This window comes from Amycolatopsis acidicola, from assembly GCF_007713735.2.
In the GTDB taxonomy this organism is placed as follows: Bacteria; Actinomycetota; Actinomycetes; order Mycobacteriales; family Pseudonocardiaceae; genus Amycolatopsis_E; species Amycolatopsis_E acidicola.
Genome location: NZ_VMNW02000048.1, coordinates 1 through 25,193, shown reverse-complemented (window position 1 = coordinate 25,193; position 25,193 = coordinate 1). Strand labels below are relative to the sequence as shown.

Below are 25,193 nucleotides of genomic sequence, written 5' to 3'. Positions count from 1 at the left end.
TCTACTGTGCCGGAGATTCTCATAGAGGGTTTACCGACAACTGGCCGATGAGCTAGCCTCGGCATCGTTAGCCGTCGCGCCCGAACCTTTTTCTCGCCGCCCGCATTCCGTTCCGGACTCCTGCGAGGCGTGGAGGGACGCTGGAATGACAAGTCGGTACGCCACCCTTCGCCGGAGTGAGCTGGCCCTGCTGCTCCCCGAACTGCTCTTGTCGGGCCAGCTGATCGACAGATCGGCGATGGCCTGGTGCATCGGCGCTTTCGGCCGCGAAGGGATGACCGGGGTCGCGATCGAGGAATGGATGGCGTCGAGCCCGATCTACACCAAACGCATGCAGCGGGCCCTGAAGTACGAGGGCACCGACGTCGTCACGATTTTCAAGGGGCTGCAGCTGGACATCGGCGCGCCCCCGCAGTTCATGGACTTCCGTTACACGGTGCACGACCGGTGGCACGGGGAATTCCGGCTGGACCACTGCGGCGCGCTGATGGACGTCGAGCCGCTCGGCGACGAGTTCGTCACCGCGATGTGCCACGACATCGAGGATCCCACCTTCGACGCGACCGCCGTCGCCACGAACCCGCGCGCGCAGGTGCGGCCCGTGCACCGGCCGCCGCGGCGCCCGGCGGACCGGACCCCGCACTGCGCGTGGACGGTCGTCATCGACGATGCCCATCCGCCGGTGACCGAATCCGAGGGCTGCCGCCGGTTGCGGAAATCGCGGGCGGCGACACTGGAACTCGGCGAAATCGATCCCGCGGACGAGGGCCGTTCCGACTATTCCGGCGCGCTGGTGAGCGATCTCGATTTCGCCGGATTCTCCCATTCCGCCCTGATCCGGATCGCGGACGAGGTGTGCCTGCAGATGCACCTGCTCAACCTCGGGTTCCTCCAGGCGGTGGCCGGGCGGGCGGAAAGCGAGGAGCAGCGGCAAGAAATCTGCGCGAAACAGCTTCTCGGCATAGCGGGTATCGCGGCCGAACGGATCCAGGGGGCGCTCGGCTTGCCGCGGTCGGCTGAGGGGGCGCTGCGGGTGCTGGAGCTGCATCCGCTGCTCAATCCCGCCGGGTACGTGCATGCTTCGGTGGACGGGGAGATCAGCGTCGAGCCGTCTCCGGCGCACGTCGATGGGGCGTGGATTTCCTTGTGCGGACCGGACAATGTGGCGCCGCTGCAGGCGATCGTGCGGGCCGTCGACCCGCACCTGGACGTCGAGGTGGAGGGCACGGCGGAGGACTGGACGGCCCGCGTCGTCGAGCGGGCCGAGGCGGCGAAGGAATTCACCGAAGTGGCCATCACGAGGGTGAGCTCCGGCGCGGCTTTCGTGTTCCAGCCGCGCAAGTCCCTTCCGATCACCCCTGTCGGATAGGCCGCGCCAGGTCGCCATCCCTTGCAATGGTGGAAGGAAGGCCATGACCGAAACACGATTCGACCTCTCCACGGTGTTCGCCACCGTCGCTCGTGCCGTCCCGGACCAGGAGGTCCTGGTGTGGCGGGACCGCCGCTTCACCTACCGGCTGCTGGACGCCCGGATCGACGGCGTCGCGCACTACTTCGCCTCTCGCGGCCTCGGTTGCCACACGCCGCGCTCGGCGCTGGCGAACCACGAGTCCGGGCAGGACCACGTCGGGCTGTACCTGCGCAACGGCAACGAGTATCTGGAAAGCATGGTCGCCGGCTGCCGGGCCAGGGTGGCGCCGTTCAACGTGAACTACCGCTACGTCGGCGAGGAACTCGCCTACCTCCTCGCCGACGCGGGCGCCCGCGGGCTCGTCTACCACGAGGAGTTCGCGCCGCAGGTCGCCGCGATCCGTGATCGGCTGCCCGGGCTCGAAGTGCTCATCCAGGTCGCCGACGGCAGCGGCAACGCGTTGCTGCCCGGAGCGGTGGACTACGAAAGCATCGTGCCGACGCCGGCCCCGGCGACGCCCCTGCCGCAGCCCTCCGGCGACGATGTGTACTTGTTGTATACAGGCGGTACAACGGGAATGCCCAAGGGAGTCCTGTGGCGCCAGCACGACGTGTTCATCGCGGCGATGGGCGGGACGCCGTTCGGCACCGACCAGCCGTACCGGAGCTACGAGGAGATCGCGAACGCGGCGCGGGCGGCGGCGGGCGGGATCAAGCTGATGATGACCGCCCCGTTCATGCACGGCGCGGCGCAGTGGTCGACGTTCCACATCGTCAACGGCGGCGGGAAGATCGTGCTGCCGGACGACGTGCACCGGCTCGACTGGGCCGGCGTGCTCGCCACGGTGGCGCGGGAGCAGGTGATCAGCATCCCGGTCGTGGGCGACGCGATGGCCCGCCCGATGCTCGACGAGCTGGAGACCGGGAAGTACGACCTGTCCTGTCTCGCGGCGGTGAACAACGGCGGCGCGCCGCTCACCCCGACGGTCCGTAAGCGGCTCCTGTCCGCGCTGCCGCACGTGCTGCTGCTCGACGCGGTCGGCTCGTCGGAGACGGGCATCCAGATGAACCACGTGTCCACCGCCGGCGCGGAGGCGGAAACCGCGGTGTTCCAGCCCGACGACGCCACGATCGTCGTCGACGAGCTGCGCGAACGGGAGCTGCGGCCGGGCGAGGGACAGGGCTGGCTGGCGAGCAAGGGCCGGATCCCGCTCGGCTATCTCGGTGACGCGCGGAAGACGGCGGAGTCGTTCCCGGTGCTGAACGGGCAGCGCTACAGCGTGCCCGGCGACAAGGCGGTGCGGCTCGCCGATGGGCGGATCCGGTTGCTGGGGCGGGACGGCGTGACCATCAACTCGGGCGGGGAGAAGATCTTCGCCGAGGAGGTCGAGCGGGCGGTCGCGGCACATCCGGACGTGCGCGACGTGGTCGTCGTCGGCAGGCCTTCGCCGAAATGGGGCAGCGAGGTGGTGGCCGTCGTGCAGCTCGCCGAATCGGCCGACGTGAGCGACGGGGAGCTGCTCGAGGAATGCGGCCGGCACGTCGCCCGCTACAAGGTGCCCAAGGCGATCGTGCGGTGCCCGGAGGTGCTCCGTTCGCCGAGCGGCAAGGCGGACTACCGCTGGGCGCGCGAGCAGGCGTGCGCCGGACAGGAGAGGAAACCAGATGCGCCACGGCATCGTGTTGTTCACGAGTGACCGGGGAATCACGCCGGACGCGGCGGCCAAGGCGGCGGAGGACGCCGGGTTCGCCACGTTCTACGTGCCCGAGCACACGCACATCCCGGTCAAGCGCACGGCCGCGCATCCAGGGACCGGCGGCGAAACCCTGCCGGACGACCGGTACCTGCGCACGCTCGACCCGTGGGTGAGCCTGAGCGCGGCGGCCGTGGTCACCAGCCGGATCCGGCTCGGCACGGCGGTCGCGCTGCCGGTGGAATCGGACCCGATCACGCTCGCGAAGACCATCGCGACGGTGGACCACCTCTCCGGCGGCCGGGTGGTGCTCGGCGCGGGGTTCGGCTGGAACACCGACGAACTGTCCGACCACCACGTCCCGGCGGGGAAGCGGCGAACGGTGCTGCGCGAGTACGTCGAGGCGATGCGTGCACTGTGGACGGAGGAAGAAGCCAGCTATACGGGGGAGTTCGTCGAGTTCGGGGCGTCGTGGGCGTATCCGAAACCGGTGCAACGGCATATCCCGCTGGTGATCGGCGCGGGCGGCGGGCCGAAGACGCTCGCGTGGATAGCGGCCAACGCGGACGGCTGGATGACCACGCCGATCGAGCAGGACGTGCCGCAGAAGATCAAGCGGCTCAAGGAGGAATGGGCCTCGGCCGGGCGCGCCGGAAGCCCGGAGATCCGCGTGCTGGCGACGACCAAGCCGACCCCGGAACTGCTGGAGGCGTGGGAAAGCGCCGGAGTCACCGAGGCGATCTGGGGCCTGCCGGACAAGCCGCCCGCGGAGGTGATCGCCTTCGCCGGGCGGCTCGCCGGGAAGCTCGGGCTCTAGGTTTTGTTTGTAAGGGGCGAAGCCGCTTGCGGTGAGGACGGCGGCTGGCACCGCCGGGGGTTTGAATCGGCGGGGCCGCGCGGAGCGTGTCCGTTGAGGGTGGTGGCGGGTGACGGGTGGGTGGCCGCTGGCGAGGACAGCGCCGACGCTGAGAATAAAGTCCCCTACCGGCACCGCTACGCAAACCGCATTTGACCATTTCCTAGGAATACTCGATCCGGATGTGGTCGGTGATGGGGAGGGCCTGGCAGGCGAGCACGTAGCCGTCCGCCAAGTCCTCTTCTTCGAGTACCTGGTTGTTCACCATGCGCACCTCACCTTCGAGCACGCGGCATTCGCAGGACGCGCACACGCCTTCGCTGCACGAGGAAGGCGCGTTGAGGCCGTGGGCGACCAGCAGGTCCAGCAGCCGTTGGTCGCGCGGCCAGGCGAGCTTGTGCTGCCGTCCCTCGATCGCGACGTCGACCTCGGCGGCGTCCTCCTCAGGACTCTCCGGCGGCAGGGGAGTGGCAGCCTCGAAAGGGTTGCCGCCCAGGGAGTTGAACCGTTCGACCCGGACTTTCTCTCGCGGGAACCCGAGTTCGCGCAGGGTCTCGCGCACGACGGCCATGAACGGCTTGGGCCCGCAGATGAACACCGGGAGCCCGGTCAGCCCTCGGGCGTACGCCTGGACGGACGCGGCCGTCGGCAGGCCCTGCACCGATTCCAGCACGTGGTGGATCACGAGCCGGCCGGGGTGCTCCGCCTGCAGGTCCTTCAGCTCGCCCTTGAAGATGACCGAATCCTCGTCGCGGTTCGCGTAGTACAGGTACGCGCGGCCGTCGCCCTCGGCGAGCAGGGAGCGCAGGATCGACATTATGGGCGTGATCCCGCTGCCCCCGGCGAACAGCAGGTGATCCTCGCCGTAGGACTTCGGCGTGAAGGTGCCCGCCGGTTCGAGCACGTCGATCTCGGTGCCCGCCCGCACGTGGTCGCAGATCCAGTTCGAACCGAGCCCGCCGTCGACGCGTTTGACCGCTATCCGCAGCCTTTCCCCGGTGTGCGGGGAACTGGCCAGCGAATAGCAGCGGGCGATCGAGGAATCGCCGTCGGGAATCCGCACGGTGAGGAACTGTCCCGGCCGGTAGCCGAAGAATTCCCGTTGCCGCGGCGCGAGCTCGAACGTCACCGAACAGGAGTCGTGGGTTTCGTCGGTCTTTTCCGCCACGCGGAGCCGGTGGAAATGCACACTGGACATGAGAAACGTACCTCCGGGACCCGGGAGGAGACCGCGGGCGCTCAGGATTCCGTCAACGTGATGAACAACAGTCTAGACGGGTGTCCAGTCCGGCGGCAAGAACGTCCGCCGTGTGCTTTTCCGCGGTGCGATCAGCGGCGGCGGCGCTTGGGCTGGGCCGGCTGGTTCCGCATGATCAGCTCGGTCACCTTGGTGAGCCTGCCCGGCAGATCCTCGAATCGCAGGTACCCCGTGCCGGCCAGCACCAGGCTGCCGATGAAGGCCATCGTGAACGCTTCACCCGAAATGCCGTGCAGGGGGCCGATCACGTCGGTCATCCGGCGCACCAGCTCGCTGCCGATCTGGTCGCGCAGGCGGTGCACTTCCGGGTCTTCGGCCAGCAGCGCCGTGGTGCAGGCGCGGGTCAGCTCGGGCTCCTCGGTGAACAACCGCGCGATGCCCTGCATCGCCTTGGTGAGCGCGGCGGAGGACGACGGCGTGGCGGCGGGCTTGGGCGCGGGCAGCTCCTGCAGCTTCCACCACAGGATCGAACACAGCAGGTGTTCCTTCGAGGAGAAATAGGTGTACGCCGTGGCGGGCGAAACGTCCGCGCGTTTGGCGACCGACCGCACCGTCAGCTCCGGGTAGCGCACGGTCCGGACTTCCTCGAGGGCGGCGTTGAGCAGGCGCTGCACGGTGTCCGCGCGGCGCCCGTCGACGATGCGGCGCACTGGCTCCATCAGGCGGCCCTGAGCACGGCGGTGTCGGTCATGAACTCATGGTAACCGTGCGTGCCGGGCGTTCGTGATCCGCCACGTACCGCGATCCGGTGCAGTACGGCTCAGCGCCTCACGAACCGACCCGGTCCGCGTCCTCGAGCGGGACGCCGAGGCCGGTCGCGAAACGCTCCAGGGCCAGCCGCGCCAGCGGCAGGTCCACGCCGAGCTGCTCGCCCAGCGCGAGCGCGAGCGACAGGTCCTTGTTCCCGAGTTCGCGCACGTGCGTGAGGATCGGATACCAGTTGTCCCCGGGCGCGACCGGAGCGGTGGTGTCGCGCAACATGATCGCGCCGGGGCCGCCCGTCACGGCGTCGGAGTGGCGGACCACCTTGCCCAGCTCGACGAGGTCGAGGCCCGCGGCTTCGGCCAGGCGCTGGGCCTCCGCGGCCGCGGTGAAGGAAACGAAGTGCAGCAGGTTCCGGGCCAGTTTGGCGCGCGTCCCGGCGCCGGGCGGGCCGGCGTGCAGCACGTGGTCCGCCCAGTGCCCGAACACCTCACGGCAGCGTTCGAAGGCTTCGTCCGTCCCGCCGACCATGACGGCGAGCTTTCCCTTCATCGCCCCGCCGGCGCCGCCGCTGACCGGGGCGTCCACGAACAGGATCCCGCGGGGTTCGAGCTCGCGGGCGAGCCGGACCGCGGTCGAGTCCGCGATGGTGGAGTGCACGGCGACGACCGTGCCCGGCGCCGCGGTTTCGACGATTCCGCCCGCGCCGAGGAGGACTTCCTCGACCTGCGCGTCGTCCCGCACCATGATCGAGACCACGTCGGCCGTTTCGGTGACGTCACGCGGGCGGCTCGCCGCGCGGGCGCCGGCCTTCGTGAACGGTTCGAGCGCTTCCGGGCGCGCGTCCTGCACGACGAGCCCGTCCGGCCGGTCCAGCAGTCGCCGGGCCATGGGGGCACCCATCTGGCCGAGCCCGATGAAACCCACGGGAGCCATTGCTCGTTCACCTCTTCCGGGTTGCTGGACAACTGTCTGGACGATAGTTCGTCGTGAGGGCCGCGGGCAAGGGTGAATGCTTGCGGTGCAAGGGGGAATGGCTTCTACTGGCCCGATGGCGGAGGATCGCGCCGTACTGGCGGGCAAAATCCGGGAACTGATCGACGCGCTGGTGCTGGCGGACGCCGGGACGGCCGATCTGGCGGGCGCCGCGGAGCAGGTGGAAAAGGCGACAGCGGCGCTGCGTCCACATGGCCGCGACTCACCGCTCCTCGTGACGCAGCTGGCGGACGGGATGTGGCTGAGCATCAACAATCCCGTGGAGGGGCCGGGGAATCCGCTGGCGCCGCCGGTGCGGTGGACGTACCTCGGCGAGGACGCCGTGCGCGCGCGGGTCGATTTCGCCGCCGCGCACGAAGGCCCGCCGGGCCGGGTGCACGGTGGGTGGGCCGCCGCGGTACTCGACCACGTGGTGGGCAGAGCGGTGGCCGCCGCGGGTTTTCCTTCCATGACAGCCTCGCTGACGCTCGATTACCACGCCGGTACCCCGTATGGCGTGCCGGTCGACGCGGAAGGCAGCCTCGTCCGGCGCGAGGGGCGCAAGGTGCACGCCACCGGCCGCCTGCTCGCGGATGGGCAGGCGACCGTGACGGCCACGGCGATCCTGGTGACGTTCGATACCTCCGGGATCACGCCCGCGGTGGGCTGAGGGCGTCCGCGCGCCTTGTCGCGCCGAACGCGGGTGGAGTAGTGTCTGGACAAGTGTCCATCCGTCCGCTCGCGGAGCAGAGCCCGACACCGCGCCGAGCGTGAGAGGTAACGATGACCGAGGTGGCCTCCGTCTCCTTCAACCCGTACGACTACGAGTTCCACGAAGACCCTTACCCCGTCTACGCGCGGTTGCGCGCGGAAGCTCCCGTCTACCGCAACGACGAGCTGGACTTCTGGGCGTTGTCCCGCTACGCCGACGTCACCGCGGGATTCCGCGACCCGGCACGGCTTTCCAGTGCCAACGGGGTTTCGCTCGACCCGGCCGCCTACGGCCCGCACGCGCATCGCACGATGTCGTTTCTCGCCATGGACGATCCGCGGCATCAGCGGATGCGTTCGCTGGTTTCCCGCGGGTTCACGCCCCGGCGCGTGCGTGAGCTCGAAGGGCGGATCGCGGAGCTCACGCGCGAGCACCTGGACGCGGCCATGGAGCAGAACGAGTTCGACTTCATCGCCGAGTTCGCGGGCAAACTGCCGATGGACGTGATCTCGGAACTCCTGGGCGTGCCCCAGGAGGACCGGGACCGGTTGCGGCACCTGGCGGACATGGTGATGCACCGGGAAGAGGGCGTGCAGGACGTCCCGCCGGCGGCGGTCGAGGCGTCCCTCGAACTGGCCCAGTACTACGTCGAGATGTACAAGGACCGGCGTAGCCACCCCCGCGAAGACCTGACGTCGGCGCTGATCGAGGCCGAGATCGACGGGGATCGCCTGCGGGGCGAGGAGATCATCGGGTTCCTGTTCCTGATGGTGGTGGCGGGCAACGAAACCACGACCAAACTGCTCGGGAACTCGCTGTACTGGGGCTGGCGCAACCAGGACCAGCTCGCCAAGGTGTTCGCGGATCCGGCGGCGGTGCCGGACTGGATCGAAGAAACCTTGCGCTACGACACGTCGAGCCAGCTCATCGCGCGCACGGCGACCGAGGACATCGAGTACTACGGGCAGACGGTCCCGGAGGGCGCGCGGGTGCTGCTGCTCGTCGGTTCGGCGAACCGGGACGCCGCCGTGTTCAGCGACGCGGACGAGTACCGGATCGGCCGGGCGCCGGAGGAGCAGATCGCGAGTTTCGGCGGTGGCGGGCATTTCTGCCTCGGCGCGCACCTCGCGCGGCTCGAAGCCAAGGTGGCGCTGACCGAGCTGGTACGCCGCGTCGGCCACTACGAGATCGACGCCGACCACGCGCAGCGGGTGCATTCGACGAACGTGCGCGGATTCGCGCGGCTGCCGGTTCGCTTGGAGGTGCGCTGAAATGCCCAGGTTCGAACCGAATCCGGACCGTCGTCCGTCCATGGTGACCGGTGCGTCCTCGGGCATCGGCGCGGCCACGGCGGCCGTGCTCGCCAAGGCGGGGCATCCGGTGGCGCTGGGTGCCAGGCGTGTCGAGGAATGCGAGAAGGTCGCCACCGCGATCCGGGAGGCGGGCGGTGAGGCGTTCGTGCACCGCCTGGATGTCGCGGATCCGGGCTGCATCAAGGAGTTCGTGGGCGCGGCGACGGAGGCGATCGGGGAGATCGAGATCCTGGTGTCCGGGGCGGGCGACATAGACGCCGCGCCGGTGCACGAACTGGACTCGGACCGCTTCGCGCGCCAGATCGAGGTGAACCTCGTGGGCGCGCACCGGCTGGTCTCGGCGGTCGTGCCGGACATGGTGCGGCGGCGGCGCGGTGATGTGGTGTTCATCGGCTCCGACGTGGTGCGGGCGCCGCGGCCGCGGATGGGGGCTTACGTGCCCGCGAAATCGGGCGTGGAGGCGATGGCGCGGGCGATGCAGATGGAGCTGGAAGGCACCGGCGTGCGGGCGTCGATCGTGCGCCCGGGGCCGACGGCCACGGGGATGGGCACGACGTGGGACCCGGCCGTCATCGGCGCGGTGCTCGAAGACTGGAACCGGTGGGGTTTCGCGCGCCACCCGTACTTCCTGCGCGCCTCGGACCTGGCGGCGGCGGTCCACCAGGTGGTGTCCGCGCCGAGGGGCGTGCACTACACGATCGTCGAACTGGAGCCCGAGGCCCCATTGAAGGACTGACCTCAGCCGTGGGTGGCTGCGCGGGGCTTGACGGCTCCCTGCTCGCGCAGCCACTCCACGGTGTCGCGGAAGGTGTCCACGGTCGGCCGGTACTCGCAGCCGAACGTGGACAGGGTGGCGCTGTCGTCGGTGGGGACGGCGCTCGTCATCACGATCGCGGCCTCCTCCGACAGCGGCGGGGCTTCCTTGCCCTGGGCCCGCATCTCGTCGCAGCGGCGGCCGAGGTCGATCATGTCGGCCGAGGCGATCCGTTTGTGCGGCACCTCGCAGCCGGCCGCCGCGGCGAGGGTCTCGGTCCATTCCGCCCACGTCAGGAACCGCCCGCCGGCCAGGTACCGGCGGGGCTCCGCGGGCGCTTCCACCGCGTTCGCCAGCAGTCGCGCGAGGTCGCGGACATCGATGACCCCGACGCCCCCGTCCGGCACCAGCATGAACGTGCCGAGCGCGGCGACGATCGAGCTGAAGCCGCCTTCCAGGTGCGGCGACTGCGGCCCGTACACGCCGCCGACGGTGAAGTCGACCACCGGCGCGCCCTGACTTTGCCACTCCAGCACCAGTTCTTCGGCCTGGCGCTTCGACGCCCCGTACGACGACAGGGGTTCGGCCAGCGGGGTGTCGAGGGTGATCACCGGGTCCGTCGCCGGCAGGTAGCTGCCGACCGTCGAGGTGTACACGACGGGCCCGATCCCGGCCTCGATCGCCTGGCCGACAACGGTTCGCACGCCGTCGGCGTTGGCCGTGCCCTTAGGCCCGACGCCGCCGGAGACCCCGACCTCACCGGCCGCGTGGATCACCGCGTCGCAACCCTGCAAGGCGGTGGCGACGGCGTTCTCATCGGTCATGTCGCCGGTGGCGACTTCGGCGTCGACGCCGAAGGGAGCCAGCGTGGCCCGCAGGCGTTCGGGATTCCGGGCCAGGGCGCGCACTTCGTGACCGCGACGCCGCAGCGTCGCGAGGGTGTGCGAACCGATGTACCCGGAGGCGCCCGTGACGAGGATCTTCATGTGCTCCAACCTCAGCGCGGAATCGCGGGAAGTTTATTGACAATCGTATGGACAGGTGTCAAGTTTGGTGGCGGCGCGCGCGGGTTGTCAAGGATCTCCCCAGGGAAGGAACCTCTGCGATGAGCAACGGTGCCCCGGACGTCAGCCTCCTCGACGGTGAGTTCTACGCGGGCGACCCGTATCCCGCGTTCGCGTGGATGCGGCGGAACCAGCCCGTCTACCGCGATCCGAAGCCCGGGGTCTGGGGCGTGACGCGCTACCACGACCTCAAGAAGGTGGCCACCACGCCCGCGCTTTTCTCGAGCGCGCAAGGGATCCGGCCCGACTACCCGGCGATGCCCTACATGATCGACATGGACGACCCCGAGCACCGCCGTCGGCGCCGGCTCGTGGGGGAGGGGTTCCTGCCCAAGGCGGTTTCGGCGCGCGGGCCGTCGATCGGCGCGATCTGCGACTACCTGATCGACCGCGTCTGCGAGACCGGGCACTGCGATTTCGTCCGTGACCTGGCCGCGCCGCTGCCGTTGTTCGTGATCGGCGACATGCTCGGCGTGCAGCCCGCCGACCGCCCAGATCTGCTCCGGTGGTCCGACGACATGTTGCGCGCTCTCGGTTCTCCGGACGACGACGCGATTTCGGGGGCCATGACCGCTTTCGCCGAATACACCGGGTACATCACCGAACGGATAGCGTGGCGGCGGCGTGATCACGACGAAAGCGATCTGATCGGGATTCTCGCCAACGCGGAATTCGACGGCGACCGGCTGACCGACGATTCCCTCACGATGGAAACCCTGCTGATCCTCGTCGGCGGTGACGAAACCACCCGGCACGTGATCAGCGGCGGGATGGAGGCGCTGCTCGCCCATCCCGACCAATACGACCGGCTGGCAGCGGATCCCACGCTGCTGCCGGGCGCGCTGGACGAAATGCTCCGCTGGGTCTCGCCGATCAAGAACATGGCGAGGACGGCGACGGCGGACACCACGCTCGGTGGCGCGGAAATCCGCGAGGGAGACACGCTGCTGTTGCTGTACCCCTCCGCGAACCGCGATGAAGAAGTATTCGAAAAGCCCGAGGAATTCGATATCACCCGGCAGCCGAACGAACACGTCGCCTTCGGGTTCGGCCCGCATTTCTGCCTCGGCAGCAAACTGGCCAGGCTGGAACTGCGCGAAATGTTCAGCAGGCTGCTGACCCGGCTCCCGGACCTGCGCCTCGCGGACACCGGGCCGCTGCCCCGGCGCGCGGCGAACTTCGTCTCCGGCATCGAATCCATGCCGGTGACGTTCACCCCGACGCCGAGCCGCGCCGCGGCGGGCCACTGACCCGCCGCGGCCGCGGCCGCTATTCCTTCGCTTCCTTCTTGCGCCGGGCGATGACCTTCTCCACCGTCATGTACAGCTTCGTGCCCAGCGGCCAGCCGACGTAATGGGTCAGGAACACCGCGATCTCCCGCAGCTGGTCCTCGGTCAGCTCACCGTTCTTGAGCGCGGCGGTGACCTGGACTTCCGCGAGGTCCTCGATGCCCTGCGCCGCGAGGAGACCGAGGAGCATCAGCCTGCGGTCCCGCATCTCCAGGCCCGGCCGGGTCCAGATGTCGGCGAAGAGGTGGTCGAGGGTGTAGCGGAAGAACTCACCGGGGCGGTCCGGCATGTCCCAGCCGTAGACCTTGCTCATCATGTCCAGCCCGCGCTGGCGCGTCTCGTCCGTCATGCTGCACTTCCCTGCTCGTCAGGACCGGAAGGTCTGGCCGCCGTCGACGTTGAAGATCTGGCCCGTGATCCAGCCCGCCTCGGGGGAGAGCAGGAACAGGCACATCCCGGTCAGGTCCTCCGGCTTGCCGAGCCTGCTGATCGGGAACGCCTTCACCATGTTCCGCACGACTTCCGGCGGCGTGCTGGCGCGGGTGGCCTCCGTGTCGATCGGCCCGGGCGCGATGGCGTTGATGCGGATGCGCTGCCCGCCCAGCTCGGTGGCGAGCTGCTGGGTCAGGCTGTTGATGCCTGCCTTCGCGAGCCCGTAGAACCCGGAGTACACCCACGCCGCGGTGGAGGACTGGTTCACGATCGCGCCGCCGCCCCGTTTGCGCATGTGCGGCACCACGGCGCGCGTGCACAGCAGCGCCCCGTTGAGGTTGACGCTGAGGAACTTCTGGTAGTAGTCCCAGTCGACGTTCAGCAGGAAGTCGAACTTCATCGTGCCGTAGATGGCGGCGTTGTTGACCAGGAAGTCGATGCCGCCGAAGCGTTCGGCGGCGAACGCGGCCATCGCCTTCGTCGACTCCGGGCTCGCCACGTCGACCTCGGTGAAGGCGGCGGTGCCGCCGTCCGCGGCGATCTCCTTGACGACGTGCTCACCCGCGGTGGTGTTCAGGTCCGCGACCACCACGCGCGCGCCCTCGGCGGCCAGCGCGCGGGCGTACCCCTCACCGATCCCGCCCGCGGCGCCTGTCACGATCGCGGTCTTGCCGTCGAATCGACCCATGATCTCCCTTTTCTACGCAGGCTCGGCGACGAGCTTGGTTTCCAGGTACTCCTCGAACCCGGCCACACCCATTTCGCGGCCGGTGCCCGACTGTTTGTAGCCCCCGAAAGGCGCGTCGACGGCGTACCAGACCCCGCCGTTGACCCCGACCGTCCCGCTCCGGATCCGCGCCGCGACGGCGCGGGCGCGCTCGAGGTCGCCGCCGTGCACGGTCCCGGAAAGGCCGTAGGGGGAGTCGTTCGCGATCCGGACGGCGTCGTCGTCCCCGTCGTGGGGCATGATCACCAGCACCGGGCCGAAGATCTCCTCACGGGCGGCACGCGCGTCGTTGCCGAGGCCCGCGATGAGCGTCGGCTCGATGTAGAAGCCTGTTTCCCTGCCTGCCGGGCGTCCGCCGCCGCAGACGATCTTCCCGCCTTCGTCGCGGGCGAGCTTCAGGTAGCCCTCCACGCGCTCGCGCTGCCGCGCGGAGATCACCGGACCGCAGATGGTCCGCTTGTCGGCGGGGTCGCCCACCTTGATCCTCCGCATGGCTCCGGCCGCGGCCTCGACAGCGTCGTCGTACTGGTCGCGGGGGACCAGCAACCGCGTGGTGAGCGCGCAGCCCTGGCCGGCGTGCGTGCAGACCGTGAACGCCGCGATCGCGCACGCGCCCGCCAGATCCGCGTCGTCGAGCACGACGTACGCGGATTTTCCGCCCAGCTCAAGGAAAACCTTCTTCAGCGTGTCGGCGGCGGTGCGCATCACCGACCGCCCGGTCGCGGTCGATCCGGTGAACGACACCAGGTCCACGCGCGGGTCCTCGACGAGCCTGCTGCCGAGCGAATGGTCGTCGGAGGTCACGATGTTGACCACGCCGGGCGGGAAGCCGGTCTCCTCGGCGATCAGCTTGCCGAGCGCCGCGGCGCACCACGGGGTGTCCGGCGGGGGCTTGAGCACCACGGTGTTGCCCGCCGCCAGCGCCGGGGCCAGCTTGGCGAACGTGATCTGGTGCGGGAAGTTCCACGGCGTGATCGCGCCGACCACGCCGGTGGCCTCGCGCTGGATCCAGCGCCGCGTCGGGATGCCCATCGGCTCGGCCTTCCCGAGATCCTGGCGCCATTCATAGGATTCGGCCAGGTCGGCGTACCAGTCGAGGTAGCCGACCGGCAGGTCGAGCTGCGGGCCGTAGGTGAGGGCGACGGGCACGCCCGCCTCCGCGACGGTCAGCTCGCGCAGCTCGTCGCTGTGGTCGCGCAGCACTTTCGCGAACTGCCGCAGCACGCCGGCACGCAGGGCGACATCGCGGGACCACTCCGTTTCGTCGAACGCGCGCCGGGCGGCGGTGATCGCGTCGTCGAGGTCGGCCACGTCGGCGTTGGCGGCGTGCCCGAGCACCTCTTCGGTGGCCGGGTTGAGGGTGACGAACTCACCGGCGCCGCCGCGCCGCAGGTGGCCGTCGATGAGCAGGGGGGAGGCCGGGTCCGGCCAGTCGAAGGTCATCGGTGCGCTCCACTGATCTGGACAACTGTCTGGACTGTAGTCCGCGCAAACTCCCGGGCGCAACAAGCGGGAGACGATCTCCGCCGCCGCATGGACGCTCATCTGGACGGTTGTCCAGGCGAAGGGGCCGTGTTACGTTCCGCTACGCCGTGGTGCGGATGGGTCTGTGCGGTTCTGGCGGCGATATCGGGAAACTCATTTCGTGGTGCCGGTCGGCGAGACGGTGGTGGCGCAATGAAACTCAAGGTCGACTACGACTCGTGTGAAGCCAACGGCGTGTGCGAAGCGTTCGCGCCGGACGTCTTCGAGCTGGATGAGGACGACAACCTCCACGTCCACGCGGAGCCGGGCGAGGAGAACCTCGAACGGATCCGCCAGGCCGTCCAAGGCTGCCCGAAAATGGCTCTGGCACTGGAAGAAGACGGCCAGGGGACGTGAGCGCGGGCCGCGGCGGTTGTCTCCGCGGGATTGGTGGAGTACCGTCTGGACACGTGTCCAGTGACGTTACCGCCGAGTCCACCCGGCGCCGGCTGACCCCGCGGCAGATCGAGATGGTCCACCGGCTCACCGAGGCGGCGCTGGAGGAGGTCCGCGAGAGCGGGTACGCGAACCTCACCCTGCGGAACGTGGCGGGGCGGGCGGGAGTGGCCCCGGCGACCGCGTACACCTACTTCTCGTCCAAGAACCATTTGCTCACCGAGATCTTCTGGCGCAAGCTGCACGCGCTGCCGCTCGTGGCCGAGGACGACCGCCCGCCGGCGGCGCGGGTCGCGAACGTGTTGCGGGACATCGTCTCTCTGATCGTTTCGGAACCGGAGGTCGCCGCGGGCTGCACCGCGGCGCTGCTGGGCACCGATGCGGACGTCGCGCACCTGCGCAGGCGGGTCGGCGCGGAGATCCGCGCCCGCCTGGCCGCGGGGCTGGGACCGGCGGCGGCGCCGGAGGTGCTCAGCGCGCTGGAGTTCGCTTATGCCGGCGCGCTCATGCACGCGGGAATGGGCGCGACCTCGTACGAGAACATCGCCGAAGGTCTCGTGTCCACCGCGGAGCTGATCATGCGAGGCGGTGACTTGTGCCTGGCCGTACAGGAGGAAAAGAAATGACACTTCTCGAGCCGCCCGAGGTCTCCCTCGGCACCGGGGACGGCGACCATCTGGAGGAGCTGCGGGCGGACCCGATCGGGCTGATGAAGCGGGTGCGCGGGGAATGCGGCGACATCGGCAGGTTCCGCATCGCCGGGCGGCCGGTGGTGCTGCTTTCGGGCGCGGAGGCCAACGAGTTCTTTTTCCGGTCCTCGGAGGAGGAGCTCGACCAGGGCGAGGCCTATCCTTTCATGAAGCCGATCTTCGGCGACGGCGTCGTGTTCGACGCCAGTCCCGAACGGCGCCGGGAGATGCTGCACAACCAGGCGCTGCGCGGCGAGCACATGAAGGGCCACGCCACGACCATCGCCGCCGAACTGGACCGGATGGTCGCGGACTGGGGCGACGAGGGGCAGATCGACCTGCTCGACTGGTTCGCCGAGCTGACGATCTACACCTCGTCGGCCTGCCTGATCGGGCAGAAGTTCCGGGAGGAGCTCGACAGCCGGTTCGCCAAGCTCTACCACGACCTGGAGCAGGGCACGGACGCCATCGCCTACGCCGACGCGTACGCGGACATCGAAAGCTTCCGGCGCCGGGACCGCGCGCGGGCAGGGCTCGTCCAGCTCGTCAGCGACATCATGGCGAAACGCGCGGCCGCGCCGCCCGCCGGCAAGGACGACCGCGACATGCTCGACGTGCTGATGTCGGTCAAGGACGCCGACGGCGAGCTGCGGTTCTCCGCCGACGAGATCACCGGCATGTTCATCTCGATGATGTTCGCCGGGCACCACACCAGCTCCGGGACGGCGGCCTGGACGCTCATCGAGCTGCTGCGCCACCCCGGCGAGCTGGACAAGGTGGTTCGCGAGCTCGACGAGCTGTACTCCGACGGCTCGGAGATCAGTTTCCGGGCCCTGCGGCAGATCCCTCAGCTCGAAGGCGCGATCAAGGAGGCGCTGCGACTGCACCCGCCGCTGATCCTGTTGCTGCGCGTGGCGAAGGAACCGCTGGAGGTCAGCGGCTACCGCATCGAGGAGGGACAGCTCGTCGGGGCGACGCCGGCGATCTCGAACCGGATCCCCGAGGACTTCCCCGAGCCGGACGAGTTCCGGCCGGAGCGCTACGCCGAACCGCGCCAGGAGGACATCGTCAACCGGTGGACCTGGATCCCGTTCGGGGCCGGGCGGCACCGCTGCGTCGGCGCGATGTTCGCGATGATGCAGCTGAAGGCGATCTTTTCCTTGCTGCTGCGGGAATACGAGTTCGAGCTCGCGCAGCCCGGGGAGACCTATCGCAACGACCACAGCAAGATGGTCGTCCAGCTCGCGCAGCCCTGCGTGGTGAACTACCGCCGCCAGAGCAGGGCATGAGGGTGGAAGCCGATCTCGATCTCTGCCAGGGACACGCCGTCTGCGAGCTCGAGGCGCCGGAGGTGTTCACGGTCCCCAAACGCGGCAAGGTCGAGATCCTCGAAGAGAACCCGCCGGACGAACTGCGCGACGACGTCCGCCGGGCCGTGAAGTACTGCCCCACCCAGGCTCTTCTCATCAACCAGGAAACCTAGGAGGCGAAGCCATGCCGGCATTCCCCAGGGCCGAGCTCGACGACATGGTCGGGTACTGGCTCGCGGAGAACGAGAAATGCGAGCAGAACGGGGATTGGCGTCCTCTCGCCGAGCTGTACACCGCCGACGCCACCTACGGCTGGAACATCGGGCCCCAGCAGGATTTCATGGCCGTCGGCCGCGACGAGATCCGGGACCTGGCGTTCGGGCAGGAGATGGAGGGGCTGGAGGGCTGGACGTACCCGTACCAGCGGGTGCTCGTCGACGACCGGCAGGGTGAGGTCATCGGCCTGTGGAAGCAGATCGCCGACGCGCGGCGCCCGGACGGCACCCCGTACGAGGTGGTCGGCATCGGCGGCAGCTGGTTCCGCTACGCGGGCGACCGCAGGTGGGACTGGCAGCGGGACTTCTTCGACTTCGGCAACGTGTCCGCGCTGTACCTGGACATGATCAAGGCCGACGCGCTTTCGGCCGGGATGCGGGCCCGGATCCAGAAGGCCACGTCCGGCAAACCGCTGCCGGGGTTCTACCAGCAGGGCCAGGCGCCGGTTCCGATCTGGTAGCGCCCCGGGCGGGGATGCGGCCTCGCACCCGGAATGACTCGAAGCAACGGAGCTGAGTCGGCGGAGGCGCTGTCATGACCAGTGTGGACACCCGGGCGATCCGGCGCGCCACCACGACGGTGAGGACCCCGGGATGAGCCGGAGCGTGCTGCTGCGCCGGCTGCGTCACCAGCTGCTCGGGCTGGTGTTCCTGCTGGTGTGCGTGGTGTTCATCGCGGCGACGATCGCCGCGTACGACAAGGCGTTCACCAGGACCTCCCTCGTGCGCCTCGACACCGACCACGTCGGGAGCCAGCTGGTGAAGGGCTCCGACGTGAAGGTGCGGGGAGTGGTGGTCGGCGAGGTGCGTTCCGTCGCGACGAGCGGCGACCACGCCACGGTCGAACTCGCGATGGACCCCGGCCGGATGGCCGAGATCCCGGTGGACGTCACCGCGCGGCTGCTGCCGAAAACCCTGTTCGGCGAACGCTATGTGGCGCTGCAGATCCCGGAGGACTCCTCAGGGCGGCAGCTGACCGACGGCGACGTGATCAGCCAGGACCGCAGCAGTTCGGCGATCGAGCTGGAACAGGTACTCGACGCCGTGATGCCGCTGCTGCAGGCCGTCCAGCCGGAGAAGCTGTCCGCCACGCTGAGCGCCGTTTCGACCGCCCTGCAAGGCCGCGGCGAACAGCTCGGCCAGACGCTCTCGCAACTCTCGGACTATCTCGGCGGCCTGAACCCTTCGCTGCCGGACATCAAGGCGGACATCGCGGCGTTCGCCAAGGTCGCCGACACCTACACGCAGGCGGCGCCGGACTTCCTGCGGGCGATGTCCGATCTCACCACGACCACCAGGACGATTTCCTCCCAGGCACAACAGCTTTCCCAGCTTTACGGCTCGCTCTCGACGTTCTCCGAGGACCTCGGCAGCTTCCTCAAGGTCAACGAGAACAACCTGATCCGGCTCACCACCACGTCACAGTCCACTTTGGATCTTCTGGCCGAGTACGCGCCCGAGTACCCGTGCCTGCTGCAGCAGCTCGCCGAGTCCGTGCCGCGGGCGTACCAGGCTTTCGGATACGGCGTCGACGACAGGAACCACATCGTGATCCGGTTCCTCGCCGACCGCGCCAAATACGAGCCGGGCCAGGACGAGCCGAAGTACCTCGACCGGCGCGGCCCGCGCTGCTACCCGCAGGTCGCCCCGCCGGGCCGGTGGCCGCAGTATCCGCCGGACGGCCCGGTGCAGGACGGCTCGGCCCATCCGCCGGTGCCGCCGGGAGAGAACAGTCCCCTGCCCGGCAACGGAACCATCCAGTCGGGCTCCGGCACGACCGGCGGTGCCTCGGTGTCGAACTCACCGGCGGAACAACAGCTGCTGAACGTGCTGGTGTCCCCGGCGCTGGGGACGACGCCGGAGGACGTGCCGGGGTGGGCGGGCCTGCTCGTCGCACCGCTCTACCGCGGAGCCGAGGTGGACGTTCAATGAGGAACTTCGTCGCCCCGCTGATCAAGACCCTGATCTTCGCCGTGGTCACCGTGCTCCTGACCGGGATTCTCGGCGCCACCATCGCGAACACGAACTTCGGCGAGACCTCCGGCTATACCGCCCGGTTTATCGACGCGTCCGGCCTGCAGCCGGGAGACGACGTGCGGATCGCCGGGGTGAAGACCGGGCAGGTCGACTCGATTTCGGTGCTGACCGAGGGCACCGCGCACTACGCCGAAGTGCGGTTTTCCCTGGCATCGCAGTACCAGCTGGACGTGGCCACGACCGCGACCGTGAAGTACCGGAACCTCGTCGGGCAGCGCTACCTGGCGCTTTCGACCGACCGGGACGGCGAACCGCTCGCACCCGGCGGGATCATCCCGCCCGCGCAGACCCAGCCCGCGCTCGATCTGACCGTGCTGTTCAACGGGTTCAAGCCCCTGCTCCAGGCGCTCGACCCGCGGCAGATCAACCAGCTGTCCTCGGAGATCATCCAGACCTTCCAGGGCGAGGGCGGCACGATCGACAGCCTGCTTTCACACACCGCGTCGCTGACGAACACCCTGGCGGACAAGGACCAGGTGATCGGCCAGGTCCTCGACAACCTCAACACCGTGCTCGCGACCGTCAACGACCGCGGCCCGCAGCTGGGCAACCTGATCGACCGCACCCAGCAGCTGGTGACCGGGCTGGCACAGCAGCGCGCGCCGATCAGCGACGCCGTTTCGGCGTTGTCGGAGCTGACGAACACCACGGCCGGGCTCGTCCAGGACGTCCGCCCGCCGCTGCAAACCGACATCCAGCACCTCGGCGTGCTGTCCGGCACCCTCGCCGATTCCTCGGACCTGCTGCGGGAGGTGCTGCAGAACCTGCCGGGAACACTGGAAAAGTTCACCCGGACCCTGAGTTACGGCAGCTGGTACAACTACTACCTCTGCAACCTGTCCGGCACGATCGGCATTTCCTCGCTCGACATCGAGATCCCGATTCTCCCGCTCCCCGCGACCGAACTCCCGGCGAGGTGCAAGTCGTGATGAAACCACTCCGCGAACGCAACCAGGCGGCCGTCGGCGCGGTGGCACTCGTGCTGATCGTGCTCGTCACCGTGGTGTCGTACTTTTCGGACAGTCTCCCGTTGCTCAGCAGCGGCACGACCTACGAGGCGTACTTCGCCGAATCCGCCGGGCTGACCCCGGATTCCGACGTGCAGATCTCCGGGGTGAAGGTCGGCGAGGTCAGCTCGGTGAGCCTCGGGGACGACCAGGTGCTGGTGAAGTTCAAGGTCTCGGGCACGAAGGTCGGGGACGCCTCGACCGCGTCGATCAAGATCAAGACCTTGCTGGGCGACAAGTTCCTCGAACTGCGGCCGGTGGGGGAGCGCGCGCAGGATCCGGACACGCCGATCCCGGTTGCCCGCACCACCACGCCGTTCCAGCTGCAGGACGCCTTCCAGCAGCTGACCGACACCGTCGGCACTATCGACACCCAGCAGCTGGCGCAGAGTTTCGAGGCGATCTCCGGCGATCTGCAGAACACGCCGGGGCCGTTGAAGGAAACGCTGACCGGGCTGTCCTCCTTGTCCCGCACGATTTCCTCGCGGGACCAGGCGCTCTCGCAGCTGATGGCGAACACCAGCCAGGTGTCGAAGATCCTCGCCGACCGCAACGGGCAGCTTCAGCAGATCGTCGGCGACGGGAACCTGCTGCTGCAGATGCTGAAGCAGCGTCAGGACGCGATCGACTCCCTGCTGACCGGCACGCAACAGCTTTCGCAGCAGCTGAGCGGGCTCGTCTCGGACAACCAGGCGCAGCTGGCGCCGACGTTGCAGAAACTCGGCCAGGTCACCGACATCCTCCAGCAGAACCAGGACAACCTGCGGCGGAGCCTGGCGCTGTTCGCCCCGTTCGCCCGGCTCGGCGCGAACGCCACCGGCAACGGGCGCTGGTTCGACGGCTACATCTGCGGGCTGCTGCCGCCGGACATCGAGGCGGGCGGGGTCTCGGTCAACCCGGAGGGCTGCGCCACCCCGCAGGCCGCGCCGGACCAGGGGGTGAACGGCGGATGAGCATCGAAACCCAGGCGCAGCGCGGGGTTTACCGCTGGGTGGCCACCGGCGCCGTCGTCGCGCTGCTGCTCACCAGCGGCCTGTGGCTGGCGTTCCGGGACAGCGGCGGAACCCGGATCTCGGCGCTGTTCGACAAGGCGGTCGGGCTCTACGCCGGTTCCACCGTCCGCGTGCTGGGTGTCCAAGTAGGACGGATCAGCTCGGTGACCCCGCAGGGTGGCGACGTCCGGGTGGACATGCAGGTGGACGCGGGCGTGCGGATCCCGGCGAACGCCGGCGCCGTCGTCGTGGCGCCGAGCCTGGTGTCGGACCGGTACGTGCAGCTCACGCCCGGCTACCGCGGCGGGCCGCTGATGGCCTCGGGCACGCTGATCCCGCGCACGCGCACGTCCACGCCGATGGAGATCGACGACCTCTACAGCAACCTCGACAAACTCTCCACCGCGCTGGGCCCGCAGGGCGCGAACTCGGACGGCGCGCTGTCGGACCTGCTGAACACCGCGGCGAAGAACCTCGACGGGAACGGTAAGAACCTCAACGACACCGTCACCGAGCTGTCCGATCTCTCGCGCTCGCTGAACGATTCGAAGGGCGACCTGTTCTCCACGGTGCGGAACCTGCAGTCCTTCACCACGGCGCTCGCCGACAGCGACAACCAGGTCGACCAGTTCTACCGGAACCTCGATGACGTGACCGGGTTTCTCGCGCAGGACTCCGGAAACCTGGGCGGCGCACTGTCCTCTTTGGCCGGTGCGCTGACCGACGTGCGGCGGTTCGTGGACCAGAACAAGGACGGCCTGACGTCCAACGTCAGCAAGCTCACCAGTATCACGCAGGTGCTGGTCGCCGAGCGGTCGGCGCTGGCGGAGACGATCGACGTCGCCCCGACGGGCATGACGAACTACATCAACTCCTACGACGCGGCGTCCGGCACGATCGCGTTCCGCTGGGACGCCAACGAACTGACCAACCCGTTGTTCACCACGCTGTGCCGGGTGCTCAAGGCGGGCACCCCGGTCGGCCTGCCGGATGTCGTCAACAACGTCTGCAGCGCGCTGGAGCCGGTGGTGAACGGGGTCGCGAAGGTCCCATCGGTCACCCAGCTGCTCGCCGACATCACCAGCGGCAAGCTGCCCCCGCTGCCGTTGCTGCCCCTGATCTCGATCCCGGAGGCGGGGCGATGAAACGAGTCCTGGGCGTCATCTCGGGGATGCTGCTGCTCGCGGGGTGCAGCACCGGCGGGTTCCACGGGCTCTACGACACACCGCTGCCCGGCGGTGCCGAGCTCGGCGACCATCCGTTCCACCTCACCGCCCAGTTCGCCGACGTGCTCGACCTCGTGCCGCAGGCGAGCGTGAAGGTCGACGACGTGGCGGTGGGCCGCGTCGACAAGATCGACCTGTCGCGGGACGAAAAGTCGGCGACGGTCTCGATGACGGTCAACGGCGACTTGGAACTGCCCGCCGACGCCTACGCCCAGCTCAAGCAGTCGAGCCTGCTGGGGGAGAAGTTCGTCGAACTCGAGCAGCCCGCCGGGCGGGCCGGGGAGGGCAGGCTCGCCGAGGGTGCGGCGATTCCGCTGGCCCGCACCGATCGTGGTCCCGAGGTCGAGGAGGTCCTGGGCGCGCTTTCCCTGCTGCTCAACGGTGGTGGCCTCCAGCAGCTGTCGGACATCACCCGCGAGCTGAACCGGGCGCTGGTGGGCAACGAGGCCGACATCCGGTTGCTGCTGTCGCGTGTGGACACTCTCGCCACCGGACTCGACGGGCAGAAGGGCGAAATCGTGCAGGCCATCGACGGGCTCAACCGGCTGTCGTCGACGCTGGTGGGGCAGCGGCAGAACCTCGCGACCGCGCTGGACGATCTCGGGCCGGGCATCCAGGTCGTGGCCGAGCAGCGTGACCAGCTCGTCGGGATGCTCCAGTCGCTGGACCGGCTTTCCGGGGTCGCGGTGGACACCGTGCACAAGAGCAAGGACCAGCTGCTGGCCAACTTACGCGCGCTCGCGCCGACGCTGCAGAAGCTCGCCGAAGCGGGGGACAACCTGCCGAAGGCGCTGAAGATCCTGCCGACGTACCCGCTGCCGGACATCGCCGGGAACTCGATCAAGGGTGACTACGGCAACGTGGACGTGCGCCTCGACCTCGACCTCGACTCGATCCTGCAGAACGTCGAAAACGCCGGGCGCGTCACGGTTTCCGTGCCCAACGCGTCCGTCACCATTCCCACCACGTTGCCGCCGCTGCCGCTGCCCGCGGCGCCGGGCACCGGCTCGTCGTCCGGCGGGCTCCTGGGCGGGCTGCTCGGAAACCTGCTGGGAGGTGGGCGCTGATGCTCGTCCGCAAGCACTGGATCAAACTGTTCGTCTTTCTGGTCATCGCCGTCGTGTCGGTCGGGTACGCGGGCGGCCGGTACGCGGGGCTGGACCGGCTGTTCGGTGCCCGTGGTTATGTGGTGCACGCGCAGTTCACCGATTCCGGCGGGATCTTCACCAACGCCGAGGTGACCTACCGGGGCGTCGCGGTGGGCAGGGTCACGGCGCTGCACCTGGACCCGAAGGGCGTGACGGTCGATCTCGACATCGACGGGGACGAGCGGATCCCCGCGAGTTCCGAGGCCGTGGTCGCCGACCGGTCGGCGATCGGTGAGCAGTACGTGGACCTGCGGCCCAAGACCGAGGACGGGCCGTACCTGCGGGAGGGTTCGGTGATCACGCGGGACCACACCGGGCTGCCGGTCGCCCCGGACACCGTGCTGACCCACCTGGACGGGCTCGCGTCCAGTGTGGCCCCGCAGTCGCTGCGGACCGTCGTGGACGAGACCTACGATGCTTTCGCCGACACCGGCCCGGATCTGCAGCGGCTGCTGGACACCGCGAGTTCGTTCACCGCCGAGGCGCAGCAGAATCTGCCGCAGACCACGCGGCTCCTCGACGACGGGCGCACGGTACTGGAGACGCAGCAGCGGCAGGCGGGCAGCATCACGTCGATCGCGCGCAGTTTCCGGCAGATCTCGGCCCGGCTCAAGAGTTCCGACCCGGATCTGCGGACGGTCATCGGCCAGGCGCCCGGGCTCGCCGACGACCTCGACGGCATCCTCGCGACCACGGGCAACGATATGGGCGTGCTCATCGCGAACCTGCTGACCACCGTGCAGATCACGTCGGTGCGGACGAGCGCCTTGGAGGAGGAATTGGTCGCTTTCCCCGTGATGTCGGCGTTCGGGCGCTCGGTGAGCTCCAATGGCGAGGGGCAGCTGGGGATGGTGCTGGACTTCTTCGACCCGCACTCCTGCACGAAGGGATACGAAGGGACGAACCAGCGCGGCGCCAACGACACGGCGGACATCCCGCCGAACACCCAGGCGTACTGCGCGGAACCGGCCGGCAGCGCGACCGATGTGCGGGGCGCGCAGAACGCCCCCTACGCGGGCGCGCCCGCGACGCCCGCGCAGGCACCGGCGGCCAGTTCCCCTTCCGCCGCGCCCGCGCAGGTGCCGGTGACGAACCAGCTGCCGGGTGTGCTCGGGCTGGCGCGGGGGCAGGGAACGCCGAGCCTGGGAACGTTGCTGGGATTGGCGAACTAGGTGTACTGGCCCGGGAGGTTGCGAACGTGGGGACACGTAGTCGGATGATCTTGGCGTGAGGGAGGACCTCCGGGTTTGGTGTGGATCACCACAATCTGCACCATGCCACGGAGGTCCTCGTGTCACACCGTAATGCCCCGTTGAGTCCGACTGGCAGACTGCGCCTGGCCCGTTGTGTGGTGGACGACGAATGGCCGCTATGGTGAGCTGCTGAGCGGTTCCAGGTGTCGG

General features: G+C 69.1%; 25 protein-coding genes. 18 read left to right on the top strand and 7 right to left on the bottom strand.

Annotated features, from left to right (window positions below):
* Positions 1-145: 145 nt before the first annotated feature.
* Genes FPZ12_RS27260 through FPZ12_RS27250 form a run of 3 tightly spaced genes read left to right on the top strand, consistent with a single transcriptional unit; the run spans position 146 to position 3,921 of the window.
* Positions 146-1,369 carry a hypothetical protein gene (locus tag FPZ12_RS27260; protein ID WP_144749380.1) on the top strand — a complete coding sequence of 408 codons (1,224 nt, stop codon included), beginning with the start codon at positions 146-148 and terminating at the stop codon, positions 1,367-1,369.
* Positions 1,370-1,412: 43 nt separating this feature from the next.
* Positions 1,413-3,107: an acyl-CoA synthetase gene (locus FPZ12_RS27255; RefSeq protein WP_144749378.1), complete on the top strand. Its 1,695-nt coding sequence runs from the start codon at positions 1,413-1,415 to the stop codon at positions 3,105-3,107.
* Positions 3,076-3,921, top strand: a complete 846-nt coding sequence (locus FPZ12_RS27250) for an LLM class F420-dependent oxidoreductase (RefSeq protein WP_144749376.1) — start codon at positions 3,076-3,078, stop codon at positions 3,919-3,921. Before FPZ12_RS27255 ends, FPZ12_RS27250 begins: the two co-directional genes overlap by 32 nt.
* 202 nt (positions 3,922-4,123) lie before the next feature.
* On the opposite strand, the gene FPZ12_RS27245 is transcribed toward FPZ12_RS27250, so the two are convergent.
* From FPZ12_RS27245 to FPZ12_RS27235, 3 genes are all read right to left on the bottom strand, one after another.
* On the bottom strand, positions 4,124-5,158 hold the full coding sequence (locus FPZ12_RS27245; protein ID WP_144749374.1) for a ferredoxin--NADP reductase: 1,035 nt from the start codon (positions 5,156-5,158) through the stop codon (positions 4,124-4,126).
* 131 nt (positions 5,159-5,289) lie between these two features.
* Positions 5,290-5,877, bottom strand: a complete 588-nt coding sequence (locus FPZ12_RS27240; protein WP_144749372.1) for a TetR/AcrR family transcriptional regulator — start codon at positions 5,875-5,877, stop codon at positions 5,290-5,292.
* Between the two features lie 109 nt (positions 5,878-5,986).
* Entirely contained in the window at positions 5,987-6,856 is an 870-nt protein-coding gene (locus FPZ12_RS27235) for an NAD(P)-dependent oxidoreductase (RefSeq protein ID WP_144749370.1), read from the bottom strand.
* Positions 6,857-6,971: 115 nt separating this feature from the next.
* Between FPZ12_RS27235 and FPZ12_RS27230 the strand changes: the two genes are divergently transcribed.
* The 3 genes from FPZ12_RS27230 (at position 6,972) to FPZ12_RS27220 (ending at position 9,656) form a co-directional block, all read left to right on the top strand.
* The gene (locus tag FPZ12_RS27230; protein ID WP_243770052.1) at positions 6,972-7,565 is read left to right on the top strand and encodes a PaaI family thioesterase; all 594 of its coding nucleotides are present in this window, start codon (positions 6,972-6,974) and stop codon (positions 7,563-7,565) included.
* 113 nt (positions 7,566-7,678) lie between these two features.
* Positions 7,679-8,878: a cytochrome P450 gene (locus FPZ12_RS27225; RefSeq protein WP_144749366.1), complete on the top strand. Its 1,200-nt coding sequence runs from the start codon at positions 7,679-7,681 to the stop codon at positions 8,876-8,878.
* A 1-nt stretch (position 8,879) separates the two neighbouring features.
* Positions 8,880-9,656 carry an SDR family oxidoreductase gene (locus tag FPZ12_RS27220; RefSeq protein WP_144749364.1) on the top strand — a complete coding sequence of 259 codons (777 nt, stop codon included), beginning with the start codon at positions 8,880-8,882 and terminating at the stop codon, positions 9,654-9,656.
* Between the two features lie 2 nt (positions 9,657-9,658).
* Here the strand turns inward: FPZ12_RS27220 and FPZ12_RS27215 are convergent, their stop codons facing one another.
* Complete coding sequence (locus FPZ12_RS27215; protein WP_144749362.1) at positions 9,659-10,660, bottom strand: NAD-dependent epimerase/dehydratase family protein; 1,002 nt, start codon at positions 10,658-10,660, stop codon at positions 9,659-9,661.
* 119 nt (positions 10,661-10,779) lie between these two features.
* Here FPZ12_RS27215 and FPZ12_RS27210 point away from each other — a divergent pair, with 119 nt between their 5' ends.
* The gene (locus FPZ12_RS27210) at positions 10,780-11,988 is read left to right on the top strand and encodes a cytochrome P450 (RefSeq protein ID WP_144749360.1); all 1,209 of its coding nucleotides are present in this window, start codon (positions 10,780-10,782) and stop codon (positions 11,986-11,988) included.
* 19 nt (positions 11,989-12,007) lie between these two features.
* On the opposite strand, the gene FPZ12_RS27205 is transcribed toward FPZ12_RS27210, so the two are convergent.
* From FPZ12_RS27205 to FPZ12_RS27195, 3 genes are read right to left on the bottom strand one after another with little or no spacing between them, the layout of a single operon-like run.
* A complete protein-coding gene (locus FPZ12_RS27205) occupies positions 12,008-12,376 on the bottom strand; it encodes a carboxymuconolactone decarboxylase family protein (protein WP_144749358.1) in 369 nt (122 codons plus the stop codon).
* Between the two features lie 18 nt (positions 12,377-12,394).
* A complete protein-coding gene (locus tag FPZ12_RS27200; protein WP_144749356.1) occupies positions 12,395-13,147 on the bottom strand; it encodes an SDR family oxidoreductase in 753 nt (250 codons plus the stop codon).
* 12 nt (positions 13,148-13,159) lie between these two features.
* Positions 13,160-14,629, bottom strand: coding sequence for an aldehyde dehydrogenase (locus FPZ12_RS27195; protein ID WP_144749354.1), 1,470 nt, complete (start codon positions 14,627-14,629; stop codon positions 13,160-13,162).
* A 234-nt stretch (positions 14,630-14,863) separates the two neighbouring features.
* Between FPZ12_RS27195 and FPZ12_RS27190 the strand changes: the two genes are divergently transcribed.
* The 11 genes from FPZ12_RS27190 to FPZ12_RS27140 all read left to right on the top strand — a co-directional run bounded on the left by FPZ12_RS27190 (position 14,864) and on the right by FPZ12_RS27140 (position 24,962).
* Positions 14,864-15,067, top strand: a complete 204-nt coding sequence (locus FPZ12_RS27190; protein ID WP_144749352.1) for a ferredoxin — start codon at positions 14,864-14,866, stop codon at positions 15,065-15,067.
* Between the two features lie 53 nt (positions 15,068-15,120).
* The gene (locus tag FPZ12_RS27185) at positions 15,121-15,732 is read left to right on the top strand and encodes a TetR/AcrR family transcriptional regulator (RefSeq protein ID WP_243770051.1); all 612 of its coding nucleotides are present in this window, start codon (positions 15,121-15,123) and stop codon (positions 15,730-15,732) included.
* Positions 15,729-17,084, top strand: a complete 1,356-nt coding sequence (locus FPZ12_RS27180; protein WP_144761007.1) for a cytochrome P450 — start codon at positions 15,729-15,731, stop codon at positions 17,082-17,084. Before FPZ12_RS27185 ends, FPZ12_RS27180 begins: the two co-directional genes overlap by 4 nt.
* Positions 17,081-17,278 carry a ferredoxin gene (locus tag FPZ12_RS27175; protein WP_144761004.1) on the top strand — a complete coding sequence of 66 codons (198 nt, stop codon included), beginning with the start codon at positions 17,081-17,083 and terminating at the stop codon, positions 17,276-17,278. The genes FPZ12_RS27180 and FPZ12_RS27175 overlap by 4 nt, the downstream gene beginning before the upstream one ends.
* An 11-nt stretch (positions 17,279-17,289) precedes the next feature.
* Positions 17,290-17,841 (top strand): nuclear transport factor 2 family protein, encoded by a 552-nt coding sequence (locus FPZ12_RS27170; protein ID WP_144761001.1) that lies wholly within the window; start codon positions 17,290-17,292, stop codon positions 17,839-17,841.
* 133 nt (positions 17,842-17,974) lie between these two features.
* A complete protein-coding gene (locus FPZ12_RS27165; RefSeq protein ID WP_144760998.1) occupies positions 17,975-19,312 on the top strand; it encodes an MCE family protein in 1,338 nt (445 codons plus the stop codon).
* Positions 19,309-20,346, top strand: a complete 1,038-nt coding sequence (locus FPZ12_RS27160; RefSeq protein WP_144760995.1) for an MCE family protein — start codon at positions 19,309-19,311, stop codon at positions 20,344-20,346. The genes FPZ12_RS27165 and FPZ12_RS27160 overlap by 4 nt, the downstream gene beginning before the upstream one ends.
* Positions 20,346-21,377, top strand: coding sequence for an MCE family protein (locus FPZ12_RS27155; protein WP_144761010.1), 1,032 nt, complete (start codon positions 20,346-20,348; stop codon positions 21,375-21,377). The genes FPZ12_RS27160 and FPZ12_RS27155 overlap by 1 nt, the downstream gene beginning before the upstream one ends.
* On the top strand, positions 21,374-22,561 hold the full coding sequence (locus FPZ12_RS27150; protein ID WP_144760992.1) for an MCE family protein: 1,188 nt from the start codon (positions 21,374-21,376) through the stop codon (positions 22,559-22,561). The genes FPZ12_RS27155 and FPZ12_RS27150 overlap by 4 nt, the downstream gene beginning before the upstream one ends.
* The gene (locus FPZ12_RS27145) at positions 22,558-23,709 is read left to right on the top strand and encodes an MCE family protein (protein WP_144760989.1); all 1,152 of its coding nucleotides are present in this window, start codon (positions 22,558-22,560) and stop codon (positions 23,707-23,709) included. The genes FPZ12_RS27150 and FPZ12_RS27145 overlap by 4 nt, the downstream gene beginning before the upstream one ends.
* Complete coding sequence (locus FPZ12_RS27140; protein ID WP_144760985.1) at positions 23,709-24,962, top strand: MCE family protein; 1,254 nt, start codon at positions 23,709-23,711, stop codon at positions 24,960-24,962. Before FPZ12_RS27145 ends, FPZ12_RS27140 begins: the two co-directional genes overlap by 1 nt.
* Positions 24,963-25,193 lie beyond the last annotated feature (231 nt).